The sequence below is a fragment of the Spirosoma radiotolerans genome, from assembly GCF_000974425.1.
Taxonomy (GTDB): Bacteria; Bacteroidota; Bacteroidia; order Cytophagales; family Spirosomataceae; genus Spirosoma; species Spirosoma radiotolerans.
In genome coordinates, this window is the sequence record NZ_CP010429.1 from 2913196 (window position 1) to 2938999 (window position 25804).

Annotated in this window: 22 protein-coding genes and 1 tRNA gene; 8 read left to right on the forward strand and 15 right to left on the reverse strand. The window is 49.7% G+C overall.

The genetic code is table 11. The features are described 5' to 3' along the window. Positions 1-247 precede the first annotated feature (247 nt). The 9 genes from SD10_RS11800 to SD10_RS11840 form a co-directional block, all read right to left on the reverse strand. Complete coding sequence (locus SD10_RS11800; protein WP_046573981.1) at positions 248-670, reverse strand: PLAT/LH2 domain-containing protein; 423 nt, start codon at positions 668-670, stop codon at positions 248-250. Between the two features lie 337 nt (positions 671-1007). Continuing rightward, the gene (locus SD10_RS11805; protein ID WP_227699204.1) at positions 1008-1544 is read right to left on the reverse strand and encodes a (R)-mandelonitrile lyase; all 537 of its coding nucleotides are present in this window, start codon (positions 1542-1544) and stop codon (positions 1008-1010) included. A gap of 31 nt (positions 1545-1575) precedes the next feature. After that, positions 1576-2133, reverse strand: coding sequence for a sugar O-acetyltransferase (locus SD10_RS11810; protein ID WP_046573982.1), 558 nt, complete (start codon positions 2131-2133; stop codon positions 1576-1578). A 7-nt stretch (positions 2134-2140) separates the two neighbouring features. After that, a complete protein-coding gene (locus SD10_RS11815) occupies positions 2141-2536 on the reverse strand; it encodes a (R)-mandelonitrile lyase (RefSeq protein ID WP_046573983.1) in 396 nt (131 codons plus the stop codon). A gap of 1 nt (position 2537) precedes the next feature. After that, entirely contained in the window at positions 2538-4778 is a 2241-nt protein-coding gene (locus tag SD10_RS11820; protein WP_046573984.1) for a xanthine dehydrogenase family protein molybdopterin-binding subunit, read from the reverse strand. 2 nt (positions 4779-4780) lie between these two features. Next, positions 4781-5800, reverse strand: a complete 1020-nt coding sequence (locus SD10_RS11825; protein WP_046573985.1) for an FAD binding domain-containing protein — start codon at positions 5798-5800, stop codon at positions 4781-4783. Beyond that, complete coding sequence (locus SD10_RS11830; RefSeq protein ID WP_046573986.1) at positions 5797-6444, reverse strand: (2Fe-2S)-binding protein; 648 nt, start codon at positions 6442-6444, stop codon at positions 5797-5799. The genes SD10_RS11825 and SD10_RS11830 overlap by 4 nt, the downstream gene beginning before the upstream one ends. Before the next feature lie 546 nt (positions 6445-6990). Beyond that, the gene (locus SD10_RS11835) at positions 6991-7737 is read right to left on the reverse strand and encodes an SDR family oxidoreductase (RefSeq protein WP_046573987.1); all 747 of its coding nucleotides are present in this window, start codon (positions 7735-7737) and stop codon (positions 6991-6993) included. A 128-nt stretch (positions 7738-7865) separates the two neighbouring features. After that, positions 7866-8363, reverse strand: a complete 498-nt coding sequence (locus tag SD10_RS11840) for a cyclophilin-like fold protein (RefSeq protein ID WP_046573988.1) — start codon at positions 8361-8363, stop codon at positions 7866-7868. A gap of 221 nt (positions 8364-8584) precedes the next feature. On the opposite strand from SD10_RS11840, the gene SD10_RS11845 reads away from it, so the two are divergent. Further along, positions 8585-9472, forward strand: a complete 888-nt coding sequence (locus SD10_RS11845) for a helix-turn-helix domain-containing protein (protein WP_046573989.1) — start codon at positions 8585-8587, stop codon at positions 9470-9472. 126 nt (positions 9473-9598) lie between these two features. Here the strand turns inward: SD10_RS11845 and SD10_RS11850 are convergent, their stop codons facing one another. From SD10_RS11850 to SD10_RS11865, 4 genes are all read right to left on the reverse strand, one after another. Further along, positions 9599-10516, reverse strand: coding sequence for a helix-turn-helix domain-containing protein (locus tag SD10_RS11850; RefSeq protein ID WP_046579400.1), 918 nt, complete (start codon positions 10514-10516; stop codon positions 9599-9601). Positions 10517-10645: 129 nt separating this feature from the next. Beyond that, the gene (locus SD10_RS11855) at positions 10646-11449 is read right to left on the reverse strand and encodes an SDR family oxidoreductase (RefSeq protein WP_316933139.1); all 804 of its coding nucleotides are present in this window, start codon (positions 11447-11449) and stop codon (positions 10646-10648) included. Positions 11450-11798: 349 nt separating this feature from the next. Continuing rightward, positions 11799-13241 carry a family 43 glycosylhydrolase gene (locus SD10_RS11860; protein WP_046573990.1) on the reverse strand — a complete coding sequence of 481 codons (1443 nt, stop codon included), beginning with the start codon at positions 13239-13241 and terminating at the stop codon, positions 11799-11801. A 41-nt stretch (positions 13242-13282) separates the two neighbouring features. Further along, on the reverse strand, positions 13283-14041 hold the full coding sequence (locus SD10_RS11865; RefSeq protein WP_046573991.1) for a hypothetical protein: 759 nt from the start codon (positions 14039-14041) through the stop codon (positions 13283-13285). Positions 14042-14414: 373 nt separating this feature from the next. Between SD10_RS11865 and SD10_RS11870 the strand changes: the two genes are divergently transcribed. After that, on the forward strand, positions 14415-15071 hold the full coding sequence (locus tag SD10_RS11870) for an NADPH-dependent F420 reductase (protein ID WP_046573992.1): 657 nt from the start codon (positions 14415-14417) through the stop codon (positions 15069-15071). Positions 15072-16170: 1099 nt separating this feature from the next. Here the strand turns inward: SD10_RS11870 and SD10_RS30065 are convergent. After that, entirely contained in the window at positions 16171-16359 is a 189-nt protein-coding gene (locus SD10_RS30065; RefSeq protein WP_227699205.1) for a hypothetical protein, read from the reverse strand. A gap of 393 nt (positions 16360-16752) precedes the next feature. Here SD10_RS30065 and SD10_RS30070 point away from each other — a divergent pair, with 393 nt between their 5' ends. Beyond that, a complete protein-coding gene (locus SD10_RS30070) occupies positions 16753-19659 on the forward strand; it encodes a PAS domain-containing sensor histidine kinase (protein ID WP_227699206.1) in 2907 nt (968 codons plus the stop codon). A gap of 273 nt (positions 19660-19932) precedes the next feature. Here the strand turns inward: SD10_RS30070 and SD10_RS11885 are convergent. Further along, a tRNA-Met gene (locus tag SD10_RS11885) sits at positions 19933-20006 on the reverse strand. A 115-nt stretch (positions 20007-20121) separates the two neighbouring features. Here SD10_RS11885 and SD10_RS11890 point away from each other — a divergent pair. The 5 genes from SD10_RS11890 (at position 20122) to SD10_RS11910 (ending at position 25776) form a co-directional block, all read left to right on the forward strand. Beyond that, positions 20122-20514, forward strand: coding sequence for an START-like domain-containing protein (locus SD10_RS11890; RefSeq protein WP_046573993.1), 393 nt, complete (start codon positions 20122-20124; stop codon positions 20512-20514). Between the two features lie 140 nt (positions 20515-20654). Next, entirely contained in the window at positions 20655-22139 is a 1485-nt protein-coding gene (locus SD10_RS11895; protein WP_046573994.1) for an LptF/LptG family permease, read from the forward strand. A gap of 135 nt (positions 22140-22274) precedes the next feature. Continuing rightward, positions 22275-22550, forward strand: a complete 276-nt coding sequence (gene rpsO, locus SD10_RS11900; RefSeq protein WP_046573995.1) for a 30S ribosomal protein S15 — start codon at positions 22275-22277, stop codon at positions 22548-22550. 160 nt (positions 22551-22710) lie between these two features. After that, a complete protein-coding gene (locus tag SD10_RS11905) occupies positions 22711-24837 on the forward strand; it encodes a polyribonucleotide nucleotidyltransferase (protein ID WP_046573996.1) in 2127 nt (708 codons plus the stop codon). 75 nt (positions 24838-24912) lie between these two features. Then, a complete protein-coding gene (locus SD10_RS11910; RefSeq protein ID WP_009282104.1) occupies positions 24913-25776 on the forward strand; it encodes a sigma-70 family RNA polymerase sigma factor in 864 nt (287 codons plus the stop codon). Positions 25777-25804: the final 28 nt, after the last annotated feature.

Consider the following 25804-nt stretch of genomic DNA (forward strand, 5'->3'; position numbering starts at 1 on the left):
GGATGTTCTTTCTCATCTGAGGTAGGATTGTTTTTGTGAGATGGTTAGCAATACCCTGGAAAGAGGGGGCTGACCTCTACTGACAACTCTGAAATCACTTCGATTTTTAAAGTACGGTCGTTGTGTTTGGCCATACTGCTTAAAAGCAACCGCTCCTAAGACCATTTACACAGATACCTGTCTCAACCCAGGTAGGCCACTGGCCAACTTCGATAAAGAGTTGGCCAGAGTAGACTAGAAGTCAGGATTACCATAAAAACTGGTTAGTTACGGCAAAAGCCGATTCGTTTAATACCTCAGGTTGCACACTGGTCAGCCTTGCAAAAACCCAGTTAGTATGTGAGGTAGGATTGATCCATTGGTTGTAAGGTAGCTTATACAACTGGCGCGAGCTAACTCGGCATATATAGGCTGTTTCCAGCAACCATTCAGGACCTACTTCATCCGCTTTCTTGACGCGTAGTTCCAAGCCGGTGATGTCTCCAAATGAATCATCAAACTCCAGCTTGTAATAGTCTTGGCTACCTTGTTCCCGGTCATCTACATTGGGTAAGTCTAAAACGCGCCAGGCACTGGCCCCGTGAGTGCCTAAAATTCGGGCTTCAACATCGGCATTCGTACCCGCCTTGGGCTTGCGGGGAGTTTGCAACATAATTGTGTATTTGGACATAAGTGTAAAGGTGAAAAGGTTAATATTGGCCTGTTTCCTGTCTGGAATTCCGCTGCTGGGAAACAGGGCAATACTACTTATCCTATAGCTTATGTTCAATCGGATAAAGATATGAGGCATAATAAGAATGGCTCGAACGTCTGCTGGTTCGGCAGTGTATGCATACGTATGCTTCTAGCTAGAATTGACAGATAGCAAAACCACTGTCTCACAATTCGCTCCCAAGTGAGACGAGGGAACGTTCATGTGTCTGATTCTTAAACTGGGCCTTTCGAGAGACAGCTAGTTTTAAGGCCTGTCAATTATAATCTGTAACATACGACGTGTAAAACTTTACTTATTTTTTGCTGTACTCCGCATCCGTGACGGGCTGTAGCCACGTGACAATGCCTTTTTCGGTATTCGGGATAATATACAGGTGAGTCATCTTACTACCGGGGCTGGCTCCGTGCCAGTGCACCAAACCGGGCGGGCATTTAACGACGTCGCCTTTTCGAATCACTTGCCTGGGCTCCCCTTTGATCTGATGATACCCAATCCCGTCCGTAACAATGAGGATCTGCCCGGCCGGATGAGAATGCCAGTGCGAGCGGGCACCCTTCTCGAAAGCGACACTGCCCGAAATAGTCGTAAAGATCGAGTCATTTGGAATCAGGCTTGTGACCCAAACGGTCCCCGTAAACGTGTCAGCAGGTCCTCTCGTCGCTGCCTGCGGACCTGTCACAGTGTTAGCCGTCTGGCCTAAAGCTAAACTTGGCATAGCGACTGAGAGGGTGAGTACGAACCGCAAATTGAATGCCAGGCCGGTAAGCAGCGGTCTGGCTACCGGACGACCGGTGGAGTAAGTTGTGTGGTTGTCGGCTGATTTCTTCATGATCGTTTCGTTCGTCTTTCTGTTGCGCCAATTACAGTGTCTTTACCACTTTTGCCGGAACCCCGGCAACGACCGTATTGGGCGGGACGTCACGGCTTACCACCGCACCCGCTGCCACCACCGAATTTTCACCGACCGTAACGCCCGGTAAAATGGTAGCTCCTGCACCAATCCAGGCATTCCGTTTGATTAGAATGGATTGGAGCAGAACTGTTTTACGGTCAGTGGGGTCTAGCGGGTGATTTTCGGACGTGAGCTTGACGCTGGGACCGATCTGGACATCGTCTTCTATAGTAATCCCACCAATATCTAGAAACGAGCAATTATGGTTGATAAAGGCGTTTTTGCCTAGGCGAATAAACTGGCCAAAGTTGGTATAAAACGGAGGGAAAATCGTTGTCGATTCGTCGATTTCCGTACCAATGATTTCACTTAACTGGCTGCGGACCTGGTCCAGCTCGGTGGCCGTGGTGTTCATCTGGACGCATAACCGAATGGTACGGGCCACGACCTCGCTAAACTGGGCATAGTCAGGATCATCTTTCCGGAGCGGTTCACCAGCCCGCATCCGTTGAAAAATTGTTGTCATGTTGGTGTCAACTTGCGTACTCACGCTCACTTACTTTCTCCAGCCAGGTTACTACCTCACCGTTTACTTCCTCCTGAATGGCAATATGACTCATGGCCTTCGTTGGCGAAGCACCGTGCCAATGCTTTTCGTTGGGTTCAAACCAGACGACGTCGCCGGGATGAATTTCTTCGATAGGGCCTCCTTCACGCTGTACCCAACCCATTCCCGAGATAACAAGGAGCGTTTGACCCGCCGGATGGGTGTGCCAAGCCGTTCGGGCACCCGGCTCAAAGGTGACTAGGGCTCCTGCCCCTTTAGTTGCTTCTTTTTTGGCGAACAACGGGTCGATGCGTACGGCTCCCGTAAACCAGGCTTCCGGGCCTTTGACCGAAGCCTGCATTCCGTTTTTGCTGATTTCCATGCTACATCCGTTTTTGCATTACTTTATCCGGGGTAATCGGCAGGTCACGAACGCGCTGACCAGTGGCGTTGAAAACGGCGTTGGCCACTGCTCCGGCAAACCCGATCAGGGCAATTTCGCCCATGCCTTTGGCACCCATCGGATTGATGATCGGGTCCGGTTTGTCGATCATGATCGCTTCAATGGCGGGTACATCGGCGTGAACCGCTACGTGATAATCGGCCAGGTTGTTATTCACAAACCGCCCGAATCGGTGGTCAATAATCGCTTCTTCGGTCAGGGCCATGCCAATGCCACCAGCTACTCCGCCAATCATCTGACTGGCCGCCGTTTTAGGGCTCACGATACGGCCCGAATCGGCTACGCTGACGGCTTTAGCGACGCGCACCACGCCCGTTAGCGGATTGACTCGCACTTGCACGAAATGCACCGAAAACGAATACATTGAATACTTCTCTTGTTCCGGGCTGCCCTTCGAATCCTTCGTTTTGTCGATCACGGTCAGCTTATTGACCTGCATCAAGTCGCTGACGGACACCTTTTTCTTCGGATCTGTTGATACCGACAGTACACCATCAGCCAGCGTCAATTCATCGGCCTGTCGACCAGCTAGCGGAGCTCCCGCTTTGAGGGCTAGCTCCATCAGTTCGTGTTTGATGCTGGTGCAAGCATCAAACACCGCCGACCCTACCGCCGAGACAATGGCTGACCCGCCTTGTGTAGGTGCCTTGGGCAATGATGTATCGCCGTACTCGATCTTGATGCGGTTCATGGGAACGCCCAGCACGTTATGGGCTATCATTGTCAGAGCCGTTCCAGTGCCCGGCCCAATGTCAGTCACAGCACTTTGAATGGTCAGTGACCCATCCGCTTGTAGGAAGGCGCGGGCGCTGGCCTCCCAGCGGAAGGCGCTAAATACGCCCGTACTCATGCCGTAGCCAATCAGCCAGTCGCCGTCGCGGGTGCTACCTGGCTGGTTCTTGCGCTCTTTCCAGCCAATGGCGTCGGCCCCACGTTGATACGCTTCTTTCAAATTTTTGCTCGAATAGGGTCGGTTTCGTTCCGGATCGGTTTCGCTGTAGTTACGCAGGCGAAATTCGATAGGGTCTAGGTTCAGCTTATGGGCCATCTCGTCCATGGCTGACTCCAGCGCAAAGGCACCCGTAGCTTCGCCGGGCCCCCGCATCCAGATCGGTACGCTCCGGTCTAGCCGCACAATGCGGTAGCGGGTGCTCACGTTGGGGCAGGCATACATGAACTTGGTCATGTTGACGGTCGCTTCCGTGAAATCTTCGTAGCTGGCCGTTTCAGCCGTAGCCGCGTGGGCAATCCCGATTAGTTTTCCGTCCTGGTCGGCACCCATATTGATCGTTTGTACCGTATACGGCCGGTGACCCACCAGGGTAAACATCTGGCTCCGGTTTATCACCAGTTTCAGGGGCCGCCCAATTTTACGGGCAATGGCTACCACCGCCGTTTCCTGAGGCCACGTACGCAGCCCCATCCCAAAACCACCTCCCATGAACTCCGTGTGCACATGAATAGTCGAAGGGTCCAGTTTAAAGGCTTGCGCCATGGCGTTTTGCGTAGCGTTCACACCCTGTGTTTTGGCGTAGATCATTAACGTATCTGTACCGGTCCAGTGGGCCAGGATGCCGTGCAGTTCCATGGGGTTGTGCACTTCCACCGGAATCGTGTAGTTGGCTTCCAGAGTGACCGGAGCGTTTTTATAACCGTCGGCTGTTCCCCGCAAATAGTTACCACCATCGGCTCCCCTTGGCGCAATGCCATCCGACACATGTTTCTGGAGATCGGTACGAGCGGCTTGTTTGGTATACCTTGCTTTGACGAGCGAAGCCGCATAGGTGGCCCGTTCGTAGGTATCGGCAACCACGATAGCAATAGGCTGACCATCGAACAGGATTTTGGGGCTACTTAAAATCCGGTAGGTCTCCTCCGTTTTCGGCTTGGGCGCTGGCCCGTCCGCTTCCCCACCAACGGGAGCGTCCCAGCCCGGAATAGGTGGCATATTCTGGTGCGTAAACACACCCAATACGCCGGGTGCGCCCTGGGCTTTTTTAGTATCGAGGCTAGCGATAGATCCTTTGGCAATCTCGCTGCCAACGATAACGCAATATGCCGTATTCGGCAACTCAAAATCGGCGAAGTACTTGGCTCCGCCGGTCACTTTCATCCGTCCGTCGATTCGATCAATCGGCGGATTTTTTGTATTATTCGTCATGATCAGGCGGTTTTAGTGGCGGCTTTCAACGCGTCAACAATTGAGTTAGGGGCCAGCGTCAGTTTGAAATCGTTTTCGCCGTAGCCTTTCGCACCTTGCATGGCCAGCATAGCGGCCTGTTTAAAGTTGGCTTCCGTGGCGGGTTTCCCTTTGAGAAACTCCTCAGCCGCTGTCAGTCGCCAGGGTTTATGGGCCACACCACCCATCGCCAGCCGAACGTCCTGAATCGTGCCCCGCTTCATGTCAAGTCCGACACCCACCGATATTAGTGCGAAGGCATACGAGGCCCGATCCCTCACTTTCAGGTAGTGCGAATGTTCCGCGAACCGGTTCGTGGGTAGATCAACCGACATAATCAGTTCACCGGGCTGCAGGGTAGTATCTTTCTGCGGCTGGTCGCCAGGTAGCCGGTGGAACTCGCTGAACGGAATTTTACGGTCGCCCTTGGGTCCCGTCACATTCACCGTCACATCCAGTGCTACGAGCGCAATGCACATATCGCTCGGGTGAACGGCGATGCATTTCGTAGACGCTCCAAATATGGCGTGCATCCGGTTGTGACCGCCAATAGCTCCGCAACCGGTCGGCCCGTTGGCCTGTCCTTTGTCGGGGCCAGCCTGAACTGGGCTACGTTTGTTGCAGGGCATTGATGTATCGTAGAAATACGGGCAACGGGTACGTTGCATCATGTTGCCGCCCACCGTAGCCATGTTCCGAAGTTGCGCCGAAGCGCCCGCGTTCAGCGCCTGCGATAACAGCGGAAAGTGTTTCTTCACCAGCTCATTATCGGCCACAGTAGAGTTTTTTGCCATGGCCCCGATCCGTAGACCAGTGGCCGTTTTTTCAATCGTGGCCAGGGGGAGCTTGTTGATGTCGACCAGCCGTTCAGGAATGATGACCTCGCGTTTCATCAGGTCGATGAGGTTAGTGCCGCCCGCCAGAAAGTAGATGCCGTTTTCTTTTGTAATCGCCGAAATGGCTCCTTTAGGCGTTGTAACCCGCGTAAACTGAAATGGATTCATACCCTGGCTCCTCCCTTTTTTACATCCATAATCGCATCGACAATATTGGCATAGGCTCCGCAGCGGCAGATGTTACCACTCATGTATTCGCGGACCTCTTCCGGCGTGTTGGCGTGTCCTTCGCGAATACAGGCCACTGCCGACATGATCTGGCCGGGTGTGCAGTATCCACATTGAAAACCGTCGTGTTTGATAAAGGCCTCCTGCATGGGGTGTAAAGGGGCCGTAGCCGGGTCGCCAACCGTCAGACCTTCAATGGTCGTTACCGTGCAGCCTTCCGTCGTCATGGCCAGGGTCAGACATGAGTTGACCCGCGCCCCGTCGACATGGACCGTGCAGGCTCCGCATTGGCCGTGGTCACAGCCTTTCTTGGTGCCAGTCAGGTTGAGTTGTTCCCGGAGCAGGTCGAGTAGTGTAACCCGGGGTTCGATGCTGAGCTGCTGGACGTTCCCATTGATGGTCAGTCGTAGCGGCATCTGCTCAAGGGCAGTAGCTATTTTTTCCTGGATACCATTGTTAACGGCGGTAATAGCCGTTGGAGGAGTCACAGCCAATGCTGCCAGCGCAGAGGATTGCTTTAAAAAAATCCGTCGGGATGACGTTGAGTTACCTAACTCGCTGTCCAGATATTCCGTATCATTCATATAGCAAAGTTTTAACGTGAGTAAATTATCCTCTATGCTTGAACGCAGTTGTTACCGTTTAGGTCAAGGCGGCTCGAAACGAACAGTGACAATACCCTATCCCAATGTTTGTTGCAGGCCAGTCGGGTTTTCGATCTGACCCTGTCTGGTGTAGCTATAGCTTGTCGTGAACAACTTGTAACCGAGCACCAATATAGTGAACCCACACAGCATTAGATCACCGGTATTAATCGTTCTCGAAACGGTTTACTAAAAAAGCATAACGGTCAGCCCATTAGTACGCTTATCAAAAAGCGCTTAGTCGAAGAAAGTAATGCACTCCTGATTCTGACCGATTGGATCTTGCAACCAACCAGTTAGATTGTCGACTTTGCGGATCAGCCTAATTTCAGCCAGTTCTTTAACTAGTAGGTGGATATAACCCCTAATGACTTCTGGCGTTCACCGGTCGCACCAGCTTATGAGGACTGAGGCTACGCCGTGAAGAAGGTAAGCGTCCATGATAGTTTGTACCGATCAACATATCGGCAGCATGAAGGGTATATATTAAAGTTCCTGAGATGTTGGCCGGAAGATAATCTCATTAATGTCAACATCATCTGGCTGGCTGATGGCAAACGCAACCACCCGGGCAAAACTGTCCGGACTAATTCCTACTTCGCCTACGTACTCTTGGTTGGCTTGCAGGATGTCTGCTTCGGTTATGTGTTCCAGCAATTCGGTTTTAACCGCGCCTGGACAAACGATGGTTGTCCGGATATTGTAAGGCTTTACCTCCATTCGCAGGCCCTCCGTCAAGGCACGTACCGCAAATTTGGTCGCCGAATAGACCGCCGAGCCGGTAAATACTTTATGCCCCGCCACCGAAGAGGTGTTTATAATCTGACCTGACTGCTGGGCTTTCATATAAGGAAGTACGGCCGCAATCCCATTAAGCACCCCTTTGATGTTCACATCGATCATCGTATCCCACTCGGCCACATTCAGGCGGTCCATCGGCGACAAGGGCATCACACCGGCATTATTCAGGATCACGTCTACCTGCCCAAATCGGTCAACCGTTAAATCGACCAGCTTCTTGACCTGATCCCGCTGGGTTACATCCATCGCCATCGCCAGCGCTTTTCCACCCTGGTCCAGTATCTCTTTGGCTAGCTTTTCAATTCTATCCGTTCTTCTGGCACCCAGAACAACCGTTGCCCCAAGCCCTGACAAGTGCCTGGCGGCCGCTTCGCCCAGACCACTGCTAGCGCCGGTAATGACAATCACTTTCCCGTTAATGTTATTTTCCATACTTCAATAGTAGTTATTCATTGATGCTAAGCATTTATTGACTGAATGCCAGTCTCACGATCGGTAGATAGACAAGCATTCGGATGATTAGTCATTTCTTTGGTTTGCAGTTAGGGGAACGAATAGGCTTATTCCAACTCGAAGGTGATGGGTACACTGGCTCTGCCCAAGGCCGTTGCCAGTCCCGTTGGGTTGTCGATCCGGCCAAGCCTGGTGTAACGAAACGAGGTCTGGAACGTTTCGTAAAAGAGCACTAGGGTGCTGGAACCGTAGAGCATCAGATCCCCCGCCTGAATGGTGCCGGGATTGGAGGCACCAGTGGGCAAACTGGCGGGCATATCCACAAACTTTTCGTTGCCGTTCAGCTCCTTCATAACGATCGTCAGGGGTAACCGCGCTTTGAAGGCTGTAACGGACGGGTTGTCTAATAGGCTCACCGTGAACGTGCCCGTGCCAATCCGAACACGTAACCGATTGGAGTAAGTAGGGTTGCTGGGGTTGGCAGCCGCTGTATTGCCGGCTGGCGGAATGGAGTTCTCCTGGGTCATCGGATCGTCGGTTTTGCAAGCCAGACTACTGAGGAAAACCAGCATTAATGGCAGTAGCAGCATCTGGGTTGGCTTCATAGCGTTGGATAGGATGATGGTTCCTAAACGAACTGTCAACTCACCCGGTAGCCTCATCGATATGGGTTTGCGAAACAGTTTTAATCAGTACGGTGCAAAGATACCCTGTGCCAACGTGCGCTGTTTTATACATTTTACGGTTTTGCCTACCACTTTTACTGGTAGGCGATAGGCGCACAATTTTCATCTTTAGATTTGACCAAAACAGCGCCCATGCACCCATGATCCACTACGATACGATCAAAAAATATGCGGATAGGTTCAACAATCGAACCCAGCATCCGCTCATCAGTCTGGTTGATTTTAATCAGTCGAAGCCCCTTCTCCGGGAGAAGTTTACGCTCAGCTTTTACGCCATTATCATCAAAGAGACGAATTGTGGTGATCTGCGGTATGGCAACCAGTATTATGATTATGCCGAAGGAACGATGGTTTTTTTTGGGCCTGGGCAGATCATAACCAATGAGCCGGAAAATGAACCCCATCAACCGTATGGGAAGGCCTTGGTCTTTCATCCCGACCTGATTAAAGGCACCAGTCTGGGTAAACAAATTCACGATTATTCATTTTTCAGTTACCAGTCTCATGAGGCTTTGCATCTTTCCGACAAAGAAAAAGCCGTCGTGACAACTTGCTTTGATAATATAACCAGCGAAGTCAGCCAAAACATTGATCGCCACAGTAAGCAGCTGATCGTGGCGAACCTGGAATTGCTCTTAAAGTACTGTCTGCGCTTCTATGATCGACAATTCATCACCCGGGAGCACGCGAATCACGGCATCCTGGAGCAGTTCGAAGCGAAACTAAACGAGTACTTATTCGGCGAAAAATTGAGTACAGAGGGCGTGCCCACCGTTGCCTACTTCGCCCAGGTGCTGAACCTTTCGCCCAATTACTTCGGCGATCTAATCAAGAAGGAAACGGGGAAGTCGGCCCTGGAATTTATCCAACTGCATCTGATTGACCTGGCAAAAGAGCGGTTGTTCGACACCAGTAAATCGGTGAGCAGAATAGCCTATGAACTAGGGTTTAAGTACCCTCAACATTTTGCCCGGTTCTTCAAACAAAAAGTGGGGGTTTCGCCGATTGAGTATCGAGGTTTGAACTAAAATTGCATGTCTCGCCAAACGCTCTTATTGAGGAATAGACAGCATTTATATATGCTATGCACTCAACTCTTTTTAAGTTACGCCTGAGGTATCTACTTCATCAAGTAAACTTAACTGCAACGCTGCTTACCGAAAGGAGGCTCGAAAGGCCAATGGAGTTTGGGTCGTTTTGGCTTTGAAAAGCTTACTAAACGAGGGCAGATGTTCGAAGCCTAACTCATAGGCGATCTCACTGATGCTTAACTCGGTAGTCGACAGCTTTTCTTTGGCCTGCTCGATCAGCTTATCATGAATATGCTGCTGGGCCGTTTGACCAGTGAGCACTTTGAGCAAACTGCTCAAGTATTTGGGGGATACATGTAAGGCCTCGGCAAGGTAGCCCACCGTAGGCAAGCCGTTAGCCCGTAGATCCCGCTGGCTAAACGAATCGCTTAACACACGTTCCATCCGTTCCAGAAGCTGATGATTGGCCTTCTCCCGGGTGATAAACTGCCGATGGTAAAATCGATCAGCATAGTTCAGTAGTGTTTCCAGATGCGAGAGGATAATGCGTTTACTAAAGGTATCCAGGTTGGCACAACACTCGTGCTGAATCGTTTGCAGAATCGTAGCCAACACGGCCTCTTCCGCTTCGGAGAGAAATAAGGCTTCGTGCACCGAGTAGTCCCAGAAATCATAGTGGCTGATGGAATTGGCCAAGGAGGTGTTCCACAGAAAATCGGGGTGGATTAGAAGCATCCACCCTGATTGTTTGAGTTGTACCGCGTCCGGATCCAGGGAAAGACTCAACACCTGGTTAGGGGCCACGAAGGATAAAATACCCTCATCATAATCAAACGTTTGCTGACCGTATTTGACCTTGATTTGCTGGACATTAGCGACGTGTTTGAGGCCTATGGCATAGAAATCGTAGCACCAGGAAGCCGGTTCACTCAGCCTTGAGCGCTCAACTGACTCCAGCCTGAAAACGCTGATCAGCGGATGACCAGGTTTGGGCAGTTGGCGAAATTGGAGCAACTCGCTGATGGTCTTAAAGCGTTTCATCGACTCAGTCTTCATGTGTTATGTCCGGCACGAGCTCACCCCGTACGTTTTTGATTTTTCGCTGCCCTTATTCATGAGTTGTGTAAGCCTGTCCAGGGAGGAAGCATACGGTTCATCCATTCATCAACTTTATACCACTGGCACAGTACCCCCATCAATCAAATAGTTAGCGCCGGTCAAGTAGGACGCTGCTGGTGAAACCAGATAATGAACCAGCGAAGCGACTTCCTCCGGTTCCGCCATTCGACCCATTGGAATGCCGCCAGCTTGCGTGGCCATTCGTTGAAAGGCTTCCTCAGCACTTAGTCCGGAAGTGGCCGCAAAATTCTGGATGAGTTGCTGCATCAGTGGCGTATTGGTTGCCCCTGGCGATACGGTCAGCACGCGTACGCCTTTGGGAGCAAGTTCATTCGACAGGGCTTTGCTATAAGCATTTAGTCCCGCTTTTGAGACGGCATACGCCAAATTGTGATACCATACGGGCTTTACACCAGCCACCGACGAAACGTGAATAATCACCCCGCTTTTTTTCTGGATCATGTTGGGTAACAGCGCTCGATCCAGCCGAATGGCAGTCAGCAAGTTAAATTGCAACTCGCTCTCCCAGTGTTGGTCCGTTAGGCTACTAAATCCACCACCGGGCGCAGTCACTCCGCCAACATTGTTGATAAGCATATCCAGGCCCCCAAATGTTTCGTTGATGGTTTGGGCCAGCTTGTCTACCTGTTGAGGCTGGGTGATATCGGCTTCAATAAAATGATTGGCCAAATTGGTCTCCCCGGGGTGATGCCGGGCTGTAATAAGAACCTGGGCACCTGCTTGCCTTAACTTATCCGCAATGGCTTTGCCAATGCCTTTGGTACCGCCCGTTACTAAAGCCGTTTTACCGGCCAGATCCTGGTCCTGATATTGGTTGCTTTCCATCTGATTCATAAGCCTGAATGAATTGATTCAAACGTTGTGCTCAATCCTGTTTATGACTGAGTGTTTGTTTGTGCAAAGGTGGGCCTGGCTATCGAAACGGATTTAGCCGAATTTCGGATTAGTTTAGTCAAAACTCACCCAGGCATCTTCAGGTGTCGATGGTACGCAATGGATCAGAAGAATTCAAGCGGCTAGTTTGTCGTTACAACGGATTGTAAGCTCTTATAGGCGTAAAGTTGTTCTGTCATCTCAGAAAAGGCTTCTTACAAGCGTTACCAAATTCTCAGCAACGAACAGAATGACGAAGTGAATAACACAATAGGCCATCCTCACGTCATCAGTCGTGTGATGAATATCCTTAGTGAGCCCGGAAATTCCATTTCGAATTATCGCTGTTAAAGTCAAATTCTGCCAAGGTCGGTGTGCTGTCTCCGGAAGATACCAGCACTAACTTCTTTGCCGAGTTCGGTATGATCTTGGGCATTATTCGGTAGGTGCCATCCGTCAATTGATCGATTCGCCATAATTGTTCGGGGGTGCCGGTGAATGCCGGTACGGTGAGTACTTCTGCATCGGGAGTGGCCGCTAATGCCCGATCGGTTCCGGCAAGTACAATTTTATAATAGGGTCCACCTAAATAGCCGGTCGTATCAGCCGCATCTGTAATCGTCCATTTTTGGTGGGGACGGGACATGTAGTCACCTATTCTCAACTTAATAGGACCGGTTGGCCAGTTTTTCACTACATCGTCTAATTGTTGAGCCTGAACGGGTTTTATAGGGTCATTGTTGGGCTGACCAAACCCCCGTGGCCCAACGGCCATTCTAGTAAAATCAACGGCCAACTCTAGTCCATATCCTCTTCGTACGGATTCGATTTCATACGTACCTTCTTTAAACTTTTCACCTCCAACAGGCCAGCCATTTTTCCAAACCACCGGCAGGATGCCCAATACGCTTCGCCCACCCTGCTCTAAATCGGCTTCATAATGGATAGACATTTTTTCAACGCCATTCTCTAATATGATGTGTCCAAAATGCCCGGGGCCTATTAATCCTCCCCGGGTAGCCACCACCAGCTTACCACCCCCTTCCAACATGCTTCTGCCTACATTATCCAGGTAAGGACCGGTTATCTTTTTAGATCGACCCACCACCACATTGTAGGTAGAGTTGGCCCCATCGCAACAACTGCCATGCGTGGCAAGTAAGTAGTACCAACCGTCGCGGTAGACTAACGTGCTGGCTTCACAAACTATAGCTACATCCACGGGTTTGTTGCCGGCCTTGAGTTTTCCTGTTTTAGGATCTAATTCAATCAGGCGCGTGTAGCCAAAATAGGTGCCATAGGTTAGCCAAAGGCGTCCGGTAGTAGGATCTAACAGGACACCAGGGTCTATGGCGTCATTCTCTTCATAGCCATCCGAGGTAGCCACCACAACCGGTTCAGAATACTTAAAATCGGGAGATTTTGGATCTAATGTCTTGTTCCACATGGTAAGAATAGCTCCTTTGTGGTTGCCTGCACCACCGGTTGCTCCATAAACGACCAGGTAACGATCCCCAATTTTGAGAACATCAGGAGCCGCTCCACCACCCGGTCTCACCCCACCACCATGCCATGTCCAGCCATCTTCGGATATTAATCCGCCACCGCCTGTGCCGAAGGTGTAATACTTGCCGTCACATTCGGCGATCGTTGAGGGATCATGGATAAATGGTCTTCCGATCTGGGCTAGTACGGTCTGTGTTATCAATAAAACTAGTAAACTTGTCAGGCCAGTTACGTTCAGTGGATTCATGGACTAATTTATTTTAATCAGCTTAAACAGACTACTACCTATTACTCGTAACGAATACTGAGATTTTTTACGGGCGATCCGTTTTCATCTAAAAAACGAACACAGAAGTTAGCCATGCCCGGTCCGTTTATGACGGCCCCTCGGATAATGTTTCTTCCCTTCTTAAGCGTTAAACGTGCCGATGTACAATTATCGGCAATCATATCTCTGTCACCGGACAGCATCAAGGCTTCTTGACCATTCAACCACCACATGCTTCCGGAATTACATCCGGCAGCCATCCTGACGTTTTTGATTTCTTCAGGACAATCGATGACCGTGACGAGCCAGACCAGTATTCCAAATTTTGGCTTATTAATGGCGTAGGTAAAGTGGTATAAATTGAGGTTGAAGGCCTTGCTGTCCAAGGCATACCACTTCAGCTCCTGGTTTCCCACGTTTACCGTTTGGCCATTTTTGGGAACTGTGTTGTAATCGCTGGAAAAATTATTGGCCGAAAAGGTTGTTCTGAGGTAGTTATCAGTGAAAATGTTATTCCTGACAATATCTTTCTTTACAGGTTCCAGCACAAGCCAACGTTGAATAAAGCCCTTGGTATCCGGTGCTTTTTTTGCTGCAGAAGCCATTATAAAGTGTTTGGATAGGGTATGTGTCGTATCGCCTTTTATAGGTATAGGAGGGAGGGGTGGTCTTTGTGCCGGACCCGGTCCCTGGGCAAAGGCGGTAAGGCCACTTATTTGTGAGGCTGATAAAATGGCAAAAGCTATAACCGGCAACAAGGGTTTGCATTTTCTGTTCATAGCAGATTTCCTGAGTAAGGAAGCGTGTTTCTACATGAAGCGTAGTTTAGACAAACCTACTCAAAGAAGCAATAATGGCTTACCTATGTGGCCTGATTATATTACGCTTAACCCAGCAGGTATAACATATGTAGGAATCTCGAATAGAGCTCCAAAGTGAGACGAAATATTCAAATCGCTTCCTACCTGGATATTACCCCTGAGTTCCTGAGCGAAATACGGAAGGACATCGCTTCATGATGTCGCGACCGGAACGCCAAGTGTTGGCCCAGCGGTCTGATCTTAAACTAGTTTAAGCCAATTTCTTACGATAGTTTATTGGAGTGCCCCAGCATTCCAACGGACCTTTGCAGGGTCAGTAATTAAAAAAGCCATGTCAAATACTTCAAATTTAAAAGTCGCTGTGATCGGCTTAGGCACTATTGGCCAAGTCGTGGCCACCAATCTAACCAAGGGCAATCGGTCAGTTATTCTGGCCGACCGTGTGTTATCAAAAGCAAAAAGTCTCGCTGAAAAACTAGGAAGCTTGGCACAGTCTAAGACAATCGAAGCCGCCCTTGAAGATGCCGACATTGTTGTTTTGACCATTTGGTTTTCAGCCATCAAAGAGCTTTTAAATCAATATACTTCTCAGTTAGAGGGCAAAATTATTATCGATCCGTCCAACCCGATTACGCTGGACGAAAAGGGTGGTTTTGTTAAAGTCATTGACGAATCCGAATCCGCTGGTCAAATTAATGCCTCGTTTCTACCGAAAGGCGCTAAGCTGGCGAAAGCGTTCGGCACCCTGGGTGCGGCTTCACTGGCTAAGGCGTCGGGACAGAGCCCCGATCAAGCTGTTCTGTTCTATGCGACCGACGATCAGAGCATCAATGCGGCTGTTGAAGAACTGATTGTCGATGCTGGTTTTGAACCCCTGCGTGTCGGTGCGCTTGATCAATCCATTCGCTTAGAAGTGTTCGGCGAGCTACATGAATTTGGCGCATTAGGCAAAACGGTCACGTTAGCCGAGGCAAAAGGAAAAATTTAATCTGAGCAAACTTCAACTCAGACCATGAAAATCAACCCGTTTCTATTGGCTCTTTGCCTTCTGCTGAATGGCCTTTCGTAGAACGGTGCTAATACCAACTGCCAGTCGGTGAAGTCTTTGGTCTTAGGGACATTATAAAAGCATACCAATGGACAGAAGGTAAGTAAAGTACTAGTAAATTGGTCGTTTTTCCCTACCAAATACGGCGACCAAGTTTAGACTGGTAACCAATCCGTCCATCTATGTAAGCCGGGATTGTATCGCTTAAAGCGTAGTCGTGTTCAGCTACAAAGGTCAGTTTATAAGTGAACACTTATTTTTACCGCATATTGACCGGATACCGCAAAGTGTTTAAACTTATCTAAAGTAGACTAAGCATTTTCATCAGATGCGGGTGTTGTATAAGTGCTGTGACGGTTGCAAAAGTCTAAGCCCCTTGGCCAGAAAATAGCAAAAAAACTCGTTTTGTTAATCCGCTTTTGGGCTTTTGCAACAGCCACCGATGTTATGTTAACCTGGGAGAAAAATTAGACAAAACTCTGTTTTGTTTAACAAGTGAGATTGCGTTTTTTACCGAATAAAACCTGGCTGTCAGATTTACAATCCGTTTTCATGGCCGAAACGTGTTCAGCATAATGGACACTACGCCTTCGTCAAAAAATACTATTAAACTTTTGCTTAATTTAGGACAGTACAAAGGGGAGACTCCTGCAATAACACAACTTTAAATGCTAATTCATTTGATCATGAAAACGCTTGACCGAATGTACACGATGTGTTGATCAGAGCTGTAGCTTGACTCTTGCTTCTGATAACTGAAATCGTTCACGAAAAGGTTGCCTCTTATGAACGTTCACTACAAAAAGTACGAAATTCTGAAATAGGGAAGGTGTAACGTATCCTTGCTGCTGTTTCGTGATAAAATACAATTTTGAACCAAATTTACATTGGCTATTGGCCCTTGATAAGTACTACCGTTCACCAGTTGAGGGACCCTTGTTGGTTAAGTAAACTAAAAACAAAATGCCTTTGGGGAGTCTAATAAGTAATTGACTACTGGCGCTCGTTTCTGGCCCCTACGATTGGGGGCACAGCAATATTAGCGCACCGTCAGTTCCCAGCTGAACGTCAGGGGATACCCCTCAGGGGTCAACCCCTGAACGCCGAGTCGCAACCGAGTCGGCGTATCATTGAGTGGACATACACACCGCCCCAAACTGTCCGGATTAAGGACGAAACCCGTAAAGTGAACGTCGATGTCATGTTGCCGGCAGCCAATTAATAACATGAGCAGGTTATCGCCACCGGCAGACCCAATTTCACCACGTGCAGACGCTTTCGGTGCTCCAGCAGTGCGATTGAACTACCTATTTATAAAGTTGCCTGACAGGTACATCGTTCAATTTTACTTTTTGTATAATCGACATCAGTTATCCGTATGCCGCTAACTAAAAGCACTGTCTTACAATGCGTTCCTCCTTGAGACGGCCAGGAGATTCGCCTGTCTTCACCTGGGTCGATTAATGTGAAATTATAACCACTTATAGGTGGATATGCTTGGCCTGATATGTTTTTTTTGAACAACCACCTAACACAGTACGTTACTTCAAGCTATTTTAGCACACGATAAGGTAAGTGTCTGACAGTTCTTGACCTACCTTTTACTTAGCAGCTTCCTGTAATGAACGGTGATCAAAAACCACTTGAGTCGATTCAGAATTTATCCGAACAACTTGATGTCCAGTTTGCTTTACAGGCCACCGGGCTTGGTATCTGGGAATTTGACCCCTCCACTAAGCAAGTACTATGGGACGACCGATGCCGACAGCTATTTGGGCTGGCCACCGACAATAAGCTACCCTACGAACAGGCCATCCAATATGTCCATCCACTAGATGTAGACCTCGTCAGTCAGGCTGTCCAGCAAGTATTAACAGGCCAGTCAAACGGAACCTACGATCAAACTTACCGCACCATCGGGGCCGATGATGGCCAGCTGCGATGGGTACGCTTCTATGGCAAGGCTTATTTTACCCCGGCCGGTGAGCTGTACCGCTTTGCGGGGGTGGCCCAGGAGGTCACCCAGCAGGTAATGAGCCAGCAACAGGAAGTGGCCACCCGCCAGCAGGCTCAACGCCAGCAGCGGATCTACGAAGCCATTGCCAGCAGCACCCCGGATCTGATGTATGTGTTTGATCTTTCCTACCGATTTACCTATGCCAATCAGGCGCTGCTGACTATGTGGGGCAAAAGCTGGGAGGACGCCATCGGCAAAAGCTTGTTGGAGAATGGCTATGAGCCCTGGCATGCTCAAATGCACGAGCGGGAAATCGATCAGGTGGTGGCCACTAAACAACCGATCCGGGGCGAAGTGTCGTTTCCTCACGCTACCTTAGGTACACGAATTTATGACTATGTGTTTGCCCCTGTTTTTAACGACAAGGGGGAGGTGGAGGCAATAGCCGGTACAACTCGTGACATCACCGAGATGAAGCAGGCCGAAGAGACGGTACGGGAGTCGGAGACTAACAACCGCCTGCTGTTTGAGGCCATGCAGGAGGGCTACACCGTTTGTGAGGCCATTCGCGATGGCAGCCAAACGTTGATCAATTACCGCTTCCAGCAGGTCAACCCGGCCTTTAGTCAGCTCACGGGACTGGATGCCGCGCAAACTCTGGGCCGAACGGCCTGGGAGGTGTTGCCCGGCCTCGATCCTAAGTGGTATGCCTTCTATCAGCAGGTCCTGGATACCCGCCAGCCGATGCGGGCCGAGGAGTATATTCCCCTGCTCAATGAGTGGTACGAGCTGACCGCATTCTGGTTTGCGGGTGACCAATTTGCCGTGCTGTTTGATCGAATCACCGAGCGTAAACGGCAAGAGCTGAACCTGGCCTTTTTAGCCCAGGTCAGTCAGGAGCTGGTCGGACTAACGGACATTGACGAGACGATCACCTCGCTGGGAGCCAAGATTGGCCAGCATTTCGGCTTGTCGCGGTGTCTGTTTGTTGAGATTGATGAGGCCCAGCAGGTCTGCTGGGTCAGCTACGGCTGGGGACGGGAAGGTGCTGTGGCCATTCCGGGCAAACACCGGATTGCCGACTTCATCAGTCCCCAGTTTCAGCAGGCCTCGCGGGCGGGGGAAACGGTCGTGATTGACGACGTATTTGCTGACCCCCGTACGGATGGTGAGCAGTATGCCGCCTTTCAGATTGGGGCGATGGTAACCGTGCCGTTGCTGCGGGAGGGCGAATGGTATTTCCTGTTGGGCTTCTATGACACCCAGCCGCGTCATTGGCGGGAAGACGAGCTGGCGCTGATGCGGGAGTTGACCATGCGCATCTGGACGCGCGTGGAGCGGGCCCGGGCCGAAGCCGCCCTGAAGGAAAGTGAACAACGCTTCCGCCTGTTGGCTGATGCCTTGCCGCAGGCCATCTGGGTGACCGATCCGGCGGGGAATACCGAGTTTATGAACAAGTGGTGGGCCGACTACAGCGGCATTGACTATGAACCCAATACAGCCTGGCAAGTGGCGGCCACGAGTGTACATCCCGAGGACGCCCCCCAGCTGACGGCTACCTTCCAGCAGGCCATACAATCAGAGAAAGGCTTTGCCCTTGAGCAGCGTAACCGGTCAGCTTCGGGGGAATACCGCTGGTTTTTAAACGTAGGTGTACCCTACCGCGATCCGAAAACGGGTCAAATCACCAAATGGGTTGGTATGGGTATCGACATTGATGAGCGCAAGCGGGCGCAGCAGGCCCTGGCCGACAGTGAGAACCGATACCGAAGTTTAGCCGCTGACTTAGAACAGCGCGTGGCGGAGCGGACACAGGCGCTACAACAAGTCAATCAAGATCTAACCCGCTCGAATGCCAATTTACAACAATTTGCCTATGCCGCCAGCCATGACTTGCAGGAGCCCTTACGCAAGATACAGTCGTTTAGTGCCCTGTTGGCCGATCAACTGGATGATCAGTTAACCGAGTCAAGCCGTAGTTACTTGCAACGCATCACGGCCGCTGGTTCTCGGATGTCGATGCTCATTAAAGACTTGTTAGCTTATTCACGCATAGCAACCCGTCAGCAGACGTTTGGCCCTGTTTCGTTGAATGCCATTGTGAAGGGGGTGCTCTCTACACTGGATTGGGAGATCCAGCAAGCCCAGGCTCAGATTCAGGTTGATGACTTGCCCGTTGTCAATGGAGATGAATCGCAGTTAGGCCAACTGTTTCAAAACTTATTGACCAACGCCATAAAGTTTGTGGGACCGAAGCAGCTTCCCCTTATTCACATTCAGTATGTTCAGTGCTCGCCGAGTGATTTGCCGGGTGATGTACGGCCGGGAATAAAAGCCCCGTTTTATCATCAGATCAACGTGGTGGATCAGGGGGTAGGCTTTGATGAAAAGTTTCGGGATCGCATCTTTCAAGTTTTTCAGCGATTACATGGCAAGAACGAGTATCCGGGTAGTGGGGTTGGGCTGGCGATTTGCCTGCGGGTAGTGGAAAACCATGGCGGTGGTATCACGGCTATCAGTGAGCCGGGGCATGGGGCTACTTTCTGCGTGTATTTACCCGCTTACGTTTGAAAATTTGGGTATAAACCGAGTTAAGGCCTACGAATTCCTTGACTCAATTAACGCTCCCCTCTGAGCCGTAGGAACGTTCCTGGATCTGCCACTTATCCGGAGGTTTCGAGAAACAATTAAGCTACTAGTTTGCAGCTTGAAGTTTCCTGCCTTGACCAAGTTCAATGAGTTACTATCACATTTAATCTAACCCTTTCCACATACTAAACCGTGCCTGTTATAAATGATAAAAGCCTAACCAATTGACTAGCAATCGATTAGGCTTTTATGTTGTAGCGGGGAGCAGGATCGAACTGCCGACCTTAGGGTTATGAATCCTACGCTCTAACCATCTGAGCTACCCCGCCGTTTCGTTTCACAAAAGTAAGGAAAAATAGACTCGAAGCAAAAAAAGTCGTTGACTTTCGCAAAAAAAATCGTTTACCTTTGCCAAGGCCCCCCCTTGAATCAGGCGAAGATATTATGGAGAAATTTAAGTTTATTGCCGAATACGAACTTCGGGCATCTCCCAAAATGCTGTTCCCTTACATCAGCACAGCATCCGGCTTATCGCAGTGGTTTGCCAGCAAGGTAAATACAATGCCTGAGCAACGATACGATTTTCAATGGGACAACGAAAGCCACATTGCCAGGCAGGTATCCATGCGGCAGAATAAGGGGGTGCGTTTTGAATTTCTGGAAACCGCCGAAAATGGCTCCGACAATAACTATGTTGACTTCCGGGTCGACCAGAGCGAATTGACACAATCAACGTTTCTGCGAATTACTGATTATTCAACAACAACTGACGAAGAGGAACTACAGGATCTCTGGGATGGCTTGATGTATAAACTTAAAGAAATCGTAGGAAGTTAAAATTAGTTAACTGGGAGCGTAAATGAACTATGAAAGGCCCAAAATACGTAATACATTTAGTGTATTGTATATAAACCAGATCGAATCAGCACTCCTGCTCTGTATCTGTACATTCGGGCCCGCCTGCGCGGCATAGTAGAATGAAAAAGATAGATAAGTTAGTACTCGGCTCATTTTGGGGGCCGTTTTTTTTGACACTTGGCGTCGTCATCTTTATCTTCCTGATGAGGCTGCTGATGTTTTACATCGACGAGTTCGTCTCTAAAGACCTCGACATGGCCACCTTCGGCCGTCTGCTTTTTTACTTTGCTTTATTGACCATCCCTACAGCATTGCCGTTAGCCGTGCTTCTGTCATCGTTAATGACGTTTGGGAATCTGGGCGAATTTTTTGAACTGACAGCGCTCAAAAGTGCGGGGATATCACTCACCCGGGCCATGCGCCCTTTACTGGTTGTCGCTACGTTTATCAGCGCGTTCTCATTCTGGTTCAATAATTCGGTAGCACCCTGGGCTAATCTGAAAGGATATAGTTTGCTCTATGATATAAAAACAGCCAAAGCCACACTAAACTTAAAAGAAGGTATTTTCTACAACGATTTGCCGGGCTACAGTATCAAGGTTGACCATAAAGTAAAAGCAGGTAAAAATAGTGCCACCGGCGATCTGCTGAAAGGATTGGTTATTTATAAGCACTCCGCAAGTGGTATCGAGTCGGGTAATCGCGAAATTATCCTGGCCGATTCCGGGCGGATGTACACCGATAAAGATCGGACATACCTCGTGTTTCAGCTTTTCAACGGCAACGATTACCAGGAGTATTCAGACAACAGTGTTAGTTATGCCAGCAACGGATCGGCGGCTCAGGGGGCTCAGTTCATGCGAAACGGGTTTAAGGACTATCGGCTTGTGATTAGTCTGGAGTCGTTTGGCATCAAGCGTACCGACGAAAACCAGTTTGAGTACCACGAGTACATGAAAGATCTCAAGCAGTTGTCAGCGTTGACGGACTCCCTGCGAAGAGATTATACCAACACCAGTCTGACTGTTGCGGGTACCTCCCGCCAGTATTATACCTATCAGTTCAAGGCCGATGCTGTATTGAAACAGAAGCAGGTGAGGGACGGGAAATGGGTGGACTCGCTCCTTCGAAAACAAACCATCGCAACGCAAGATCTAGCCCAAATGGCGCTGAATCAGGCTCAGAATATTTTGTCATACTCCACCTCGAACGTTACGTACCTGAATGAAAAGGAAAAGAACGTATGGCGGTATGAGTTAGAAAGTCATCATAAGTTCACCCAGGCCGTGTCGGTCTTTGTCATGTTTCTGATTGGTGCGTCGATGGGAGCCATTATTAAAAAGGGCGGATTTGGGTTGCCCGTGCTGATTGCCATCGTGTTCTTTATATTTCTATACATATTGACCATTGCGGGCGACAAGTACGCCAAGGACGGTTTGGTATGGGTGCCGATTGGTGCCTGGATGGCTAACCTGGTTCTATTTCCACTTGGGCTACTGCTTATGCAACGCGCCCGGCACGACTCCCGTCTGTTCGATAAAGATGTGTATCTGATTGCCTGGGAGAAGTTGAAAAACCGTACGTTGATTCGTAATAAGGCGTAAGCGCGGTTCCTTGTTCGAACGGATCGCTCCGGCCGACGGCTCATTAACTTACGATGGTTACGTATCGACTTACCACTTTTTTTCCTTATCTTTGCACCCGAATTCATTATTTTCAATTTAATTAGCTGTCTGAAGATGTATCTAACGACCGAAAAAAAACAGGAGATCTTCTCCACCTCGGGTTATGCCAAAAGCGCCACTGACACCGGGTCGGCCGAATCCCAGATCGCGCTTTTTACCTATCGGATCAGTCATTTGACTGCTCACCTGAAAGTTCATAAGCACGATTACGGCACTCAACTGGGTTTGTTAAAATTGGTTGGTAAGCGCCGGCGTTTGCTGAACTATCTCCTCAAAAAGGACATTACGCGGTACCGGGCTATCCTGGTCGCACTGGGACTCCGAAAGTAATTTGGGCCTCCCCACAAAAAGGGAATCTGCTAAACAGTAGATTCCCTCATTTTTGTTGTTTCTATTCGTAAACATTGCACCCAAGTAAGCGTAAAAAGGTTAGTTGGGCAGGCTGCCGAGCGGTTTAAAGCTGTAAGAGGACGTATTCAAAATCTGTTGTATGTTTGAAATCACCACGCAATCCGTTGCGCTGCCCGACGGGCGGGAAATTACCATCGAAACCGGCAAACTGGCCCGTCAGGCCGACGGAGCGGTGGTTGTACGGTTGGGCGACACAATGCTGTTAGCCACCGTTGTATCCAGTAAAGAAGCCAAAGAAGGCGTTGACTTTCTTCCCTTATCCGTTGATTATCAAGAAAAATTTGCGTCGGCTGGCCGGATTCCGGGTAGCTTCCAACGGCGTGAAGGTCGCCTGGGTGATCACGAAATTCTGATTAGTCGTTTAGTTGACCGCGCCCTGCGGCCAATATTTCCCGATAATTACCATGCCGATACGCAGGTAATGATCACCCTGATTTCGGCAGATCCTGAAGTTCAGCCTGATGCACTGGCTGCACTGGCTGCCTCGTCGGCACTGGCCGTATCCAACATCCCCTTTAACGGACCGATCTCTGAAGTACGCGTCGCGAAAATCGACGGTCAGTACAAGATTAACCCGAAAACCTCCGAGCTGGAACGGGCTACCATCGACCTGATCGTAGCGGCTACAGACAAAGATATTTGTATGGTGGAAGGCGAAATGGACGAATGTTCAGAAGCCGAAGTCGTGGAAGCCCTAAAGGTTGCGCACGAAGCTATCAAGGTACAATGCCAGGCCCAGAAGGAACTGGAAGCTAAAGTTGGCAAAACAGAAAAGCGGGAATACAATCACGAAACGCACGACGAAGACCTTCGTGCTGCTGTTCGTGCCGCTACCTACGATAAAATTTATGCCGTTGCCCAACAGCAGAACCCTAGCAAAAAAGGCCGTTCGGATGGTTTCAGAGCCGTTCGTGACGAATATTTAGCGTCGTTTCCAGAAGGAGCCGAGGTGAATGTAGGCTTGATCAAAACCTATTTACATGATTTGGAATGGGAAGCGTCCCGTCGTTTAGTGCTTGACGAGCGCACCCGTCTGGATGGCCGGAAACTGGACCAGATTCGTCAGATCTCAGCCGAAACCGGTTACCTGCCTGGTCCCCACGGCTCAGCGCTCTTTACCCGGGGCGAAACCCAGTCACTGACGACTGTAACGCTCGGTACGAAAACGGATGAACAGATTGTCGACCAGACAATGTACCAGGGATACAGCAAATTCCTCTTGCATTATAACTTCCCCGGTTTTTCAACGGGCGAAGTAAAACCGAATCGGGGTGCTGGCCGCCGTGAAATCGGGCATGGTAACCTGGCCCACCGGTCGTTGAAAAAGGTATTACCACCGGCTGAAGAAAATCCATATACAATTCGCATTGTTTCTGATATTCTCGAGTCGAATGGTTCGTCGTCGATGGCCACCGTCTGTGCCGGAACAATGGCCCTGATGGATGCCGGTATCAAAATCAAAGCGCCTGTAGCGGGTATTGCCATGGGATTGATTTCGGACGGCGATAAGTATGCGGTTCTGTCCGACATTCTTGGAGACGAAGATCACCTCGGTGATATGGACTTCAAGGTCACGGGTACTGAAAAAGGAATCGTGGCTTGTCAGATGGACCTGAAAGTTGATGGATTATCCTACGAAGTGCTGGCGCAGGCACTGGAGCAGGCTCGTGTAGGCCGGCTGCATATCCTGGGTGAAATGAAAAAAGGCATTGCCGATGTTCGTTCGGATTTGAAACCACATGCACCCCGTGCGATGGTCATCAAAATCGACACTAACCAGATCGGAGCCGTTATTGGACCCGGTGGTAAAGTTGTTCAGGACATCCAGAAAGATTCAGGTGCTGTCGTTAACATCGACGAACATGACAATGCCGGTTGGGTTAGCATCTTTGCCACCAGCAAAGAAAGCATGGACAAAGCCGTGTCTCGTGTGAAAGGAATCGTGGCCGTACCGGAAGTTGGCGAAACCTACGTTGGTAAAGTGAAAACGATTCAACCCTTCGGTGCCTTCGTTGAATTCATGCCAGGCAAAGATGGTCTTTTGCACATTTCCGAGATTAAGTGGGAGCGTCTGGAGACCATGGACGGGGTCTTACAAGTAGGGGAGGAAGTAACAGTGAAGTTGATCGACGTTGATAAAAAGACAGGAAAGTACCGTTTATCGCGTAAAGTTTTGCTGCCAAAGCCAGAGAACAAAAATGCGTAAGTCATTGTTACTTTTTTGTGTAATGCAACGTCAAACGATAGCGTTATATAGTCACTCCACCGGGGACAACGGATTATGAGACAGCTAAAAATTTCAAAACAGATAACCAACCGCGAGAGCCAGTCGTTAGACAAGTACTTGCAGGAGATTGGTAAAGTGGACTTGCTTACCCCTGACGAGGAGGTAACGTTGGCCCAGAAAATACGGGAAGGTGACCAGTTGTCGCTGGAGCGATTAACGAAAGCAAACCTACGCTTTGTGGTGTCGGTTGCTAAGCAATATCAAAATCAGGGCCTTTCTTTAGGTGACCTGATCAACGAAGGAAACCTGGGTCTGATTAAAGCTGCCCAACGGTTTGATGAAACGCGTGGATTTAAATTTATTTCGTACGCCGTTTGGTGGATTCGTCAGTCTATTCTTCAGGCCTTGGCCGAACAGTCCCGGATCGTGCGGCTGCCCCTTAACCGGGTTGGTTCGCTGAACAAGATCTCAAAGACATTCTCTGACCTTGAGCAGAAATTTGAACGGGAACCATCGCCGGAAGAACTGGCGGCTGTCCTCGAAATTTCTGCCGCTGAAGTTGTTGATACCCTGAAAATTTCGGGTCGTCACGTGTCGATGGATGCTCCGTTCGTACAGGGCGAAGAAAATAGTTTACTCGATGTACTGGAAAATGACGGTGAAGACAAACCTGACTCCGGGTTGATCAATGATTCGTTGCGCAAAGAAGTGCAACGGGCACTGTCAACCTTAACGCAACGGGAAGCAGATGTTATCACACTCTACTTTGGTCTGAATGGCGAACATGCCATGACGCTTGAAGAGATCGGCGAGAAATTTAACCTGACCCGCGAGCGGGTTCGGCAAATAAAAGAAAAAGCCATTCGTCGCCTGCGCCACACCTCACGGTCGAAAGCGCTAAAGACGTACTTGGGTTGAGATTCCTGTTTGTATGTGTGCAGAACGG

Bases quoted from the DNA above. Each gene is read 5' to 3' on its own strand.
- SD10_RS11800 (WP_046573981.1), bottom strand. From the start codon at position 670: ATGTCCAAATACACAATTATGTTGCAAACTCCCCGCAAGCCCAAGGCG.
- SD10_RS11805 (WP_227699204.1), bottom strand. From the start codon at position 1,544: ATGAAGAAATCAGCCGACAACCACACAACTTACTCCACCGGTCGTCCG.
- SD10_RS11810 (WP_046573982.1), bottom strand. From the start codon at position 2,133: ATGACAACAATTTTTCAACGGATGCGGGCTGGTGAACCGCTCCGGAAA.
- SD10_RS11815 (WP_046573983.1), bottom strand. From the start codon at position 2,536: ATGGAAATCAGCAAAAACGGAATGCAGGCTTCGGTCAAAGGCCCGGAA.
- SD10_RS11820 (WP_046573984.1), bottom strand. From the start codon at position 4,778: ATGACGAATAATACAAAAAATCCGCCGATTGATCGAATCGACGGACGG.
- SD10_RS11825 (WP_046573985.1), bottom strand. From the start codon at position 5,800: ATGAATCCATTTCAGTTTACGCGGGTTACAACGCCTAAAGGAGCCATT.
- SD10_RS11830 (WP_046573986.1), bottom strand. From the start codon at position 6,444: ATGAATGATACGGAATATCTGGACAGCGAGTTAGGTAACTCAACGTCA.
- SD10_RS11835 (WP_046573987.1), bottom strand. From the start codon at position 7,737: ATGGAAAATAACATTAACGGGAAAGTGATTGTCATTACCGGCGCTAGC.
- SD10_RS11840 (WP_046573988.1), bottom strand. From the start codon at position 8,363: ATGAAGCCAACCCAGATGCTGCTACTGCCATTAATGCTGGTTTTCCTC.
- SD10_RS11845 (WP_046573989.1), top strand. From the start codon at position 8,585: ATGATCCACTACGATACGATCAAAAAATATGCGGATAGGTTCAACAAT.
- SD10_RS11850 (WP_046579400.1), bottom strand. From the start codon at position 10,516: ATGAAACGCTTTAAGACCATCAGCGAGTTGCTCCAATTTCGCCAACTG.
- SD10_RS11855 (WP_316933139.1), bottom strand. From the start codon at position 11,449: ATGAATCAGATGGAAAGCAACCAATATCAGGACCAGGATCTGGCCGGT.
- SD10_RS11860 (WP_046573990.1), bottom strand. From the start codon at position 13,241: ATGAATCCACTGAACGTAACTGGCCTGACAAGTTTACTAGTTTTATTG.
- SD10_RS11865 (WP_046573991.1), bottom strand. From the start codon at position 14,041: ATGAACAGAAAATGCAAACCCTTGTTGCCGGTTATAGCTTTTGCCATT.
- SD10_RS11870 (WP_046573992.1), top strand. From the start codon at position 14,415: ATGTCAAATACTTCAAATTTAAAAGTCGCTGTGATCGGCTTAGGCACT.
- SD10_RS30065 (WP_227699205.1), bottom strand. From the start codon at position 16,359: ATGTTATTAATTGGCTGCCGGCAACATGACATCGACGTTCACTTTACG.
- SD10_RS30070 (WP_227699206.1), top strand. From the start codon at position 16,753: ATGAACGGTGATCAAAAACCACTTGAGTCGATTCAGAATTTATCCGAA.
- SD10_RS11890 (WP_046573993.1), top strand. From the start codon at position 20,122: ATGGAGAAATTTAAGTTTATTGCCGAATACGAACTTCGGGCATCTCCC.
- SD10_RS11895 (WP_046573994.1), top strand. From the start codon at position 20,655: ATGAAAAAGATAGATAAGTTAGTACTCGGCTCATTTTGGGGGCCGTTT.
- rpsO (WP_046573995.1), top strand. From the start codon at position 22,275: ATGTATCTAACGACCGAAAAAAAACAGGAGATCTTCTCCACCTCGGGT.
- SD10_RS11905 (WP_046573996.1), top strand. From the start codon at position 22,711: ATGTTTGAAATCACCACGCAATCCGTTGCGCTGCCCGACGGGCGGGAA.
- SD10_RS11910 (WP_009282104.1), top strand. From the start codon at position 24,913: ATGAGACAGCTAAAAATTTCAAAACAGATAACCAACCGCGAGAGCCAG.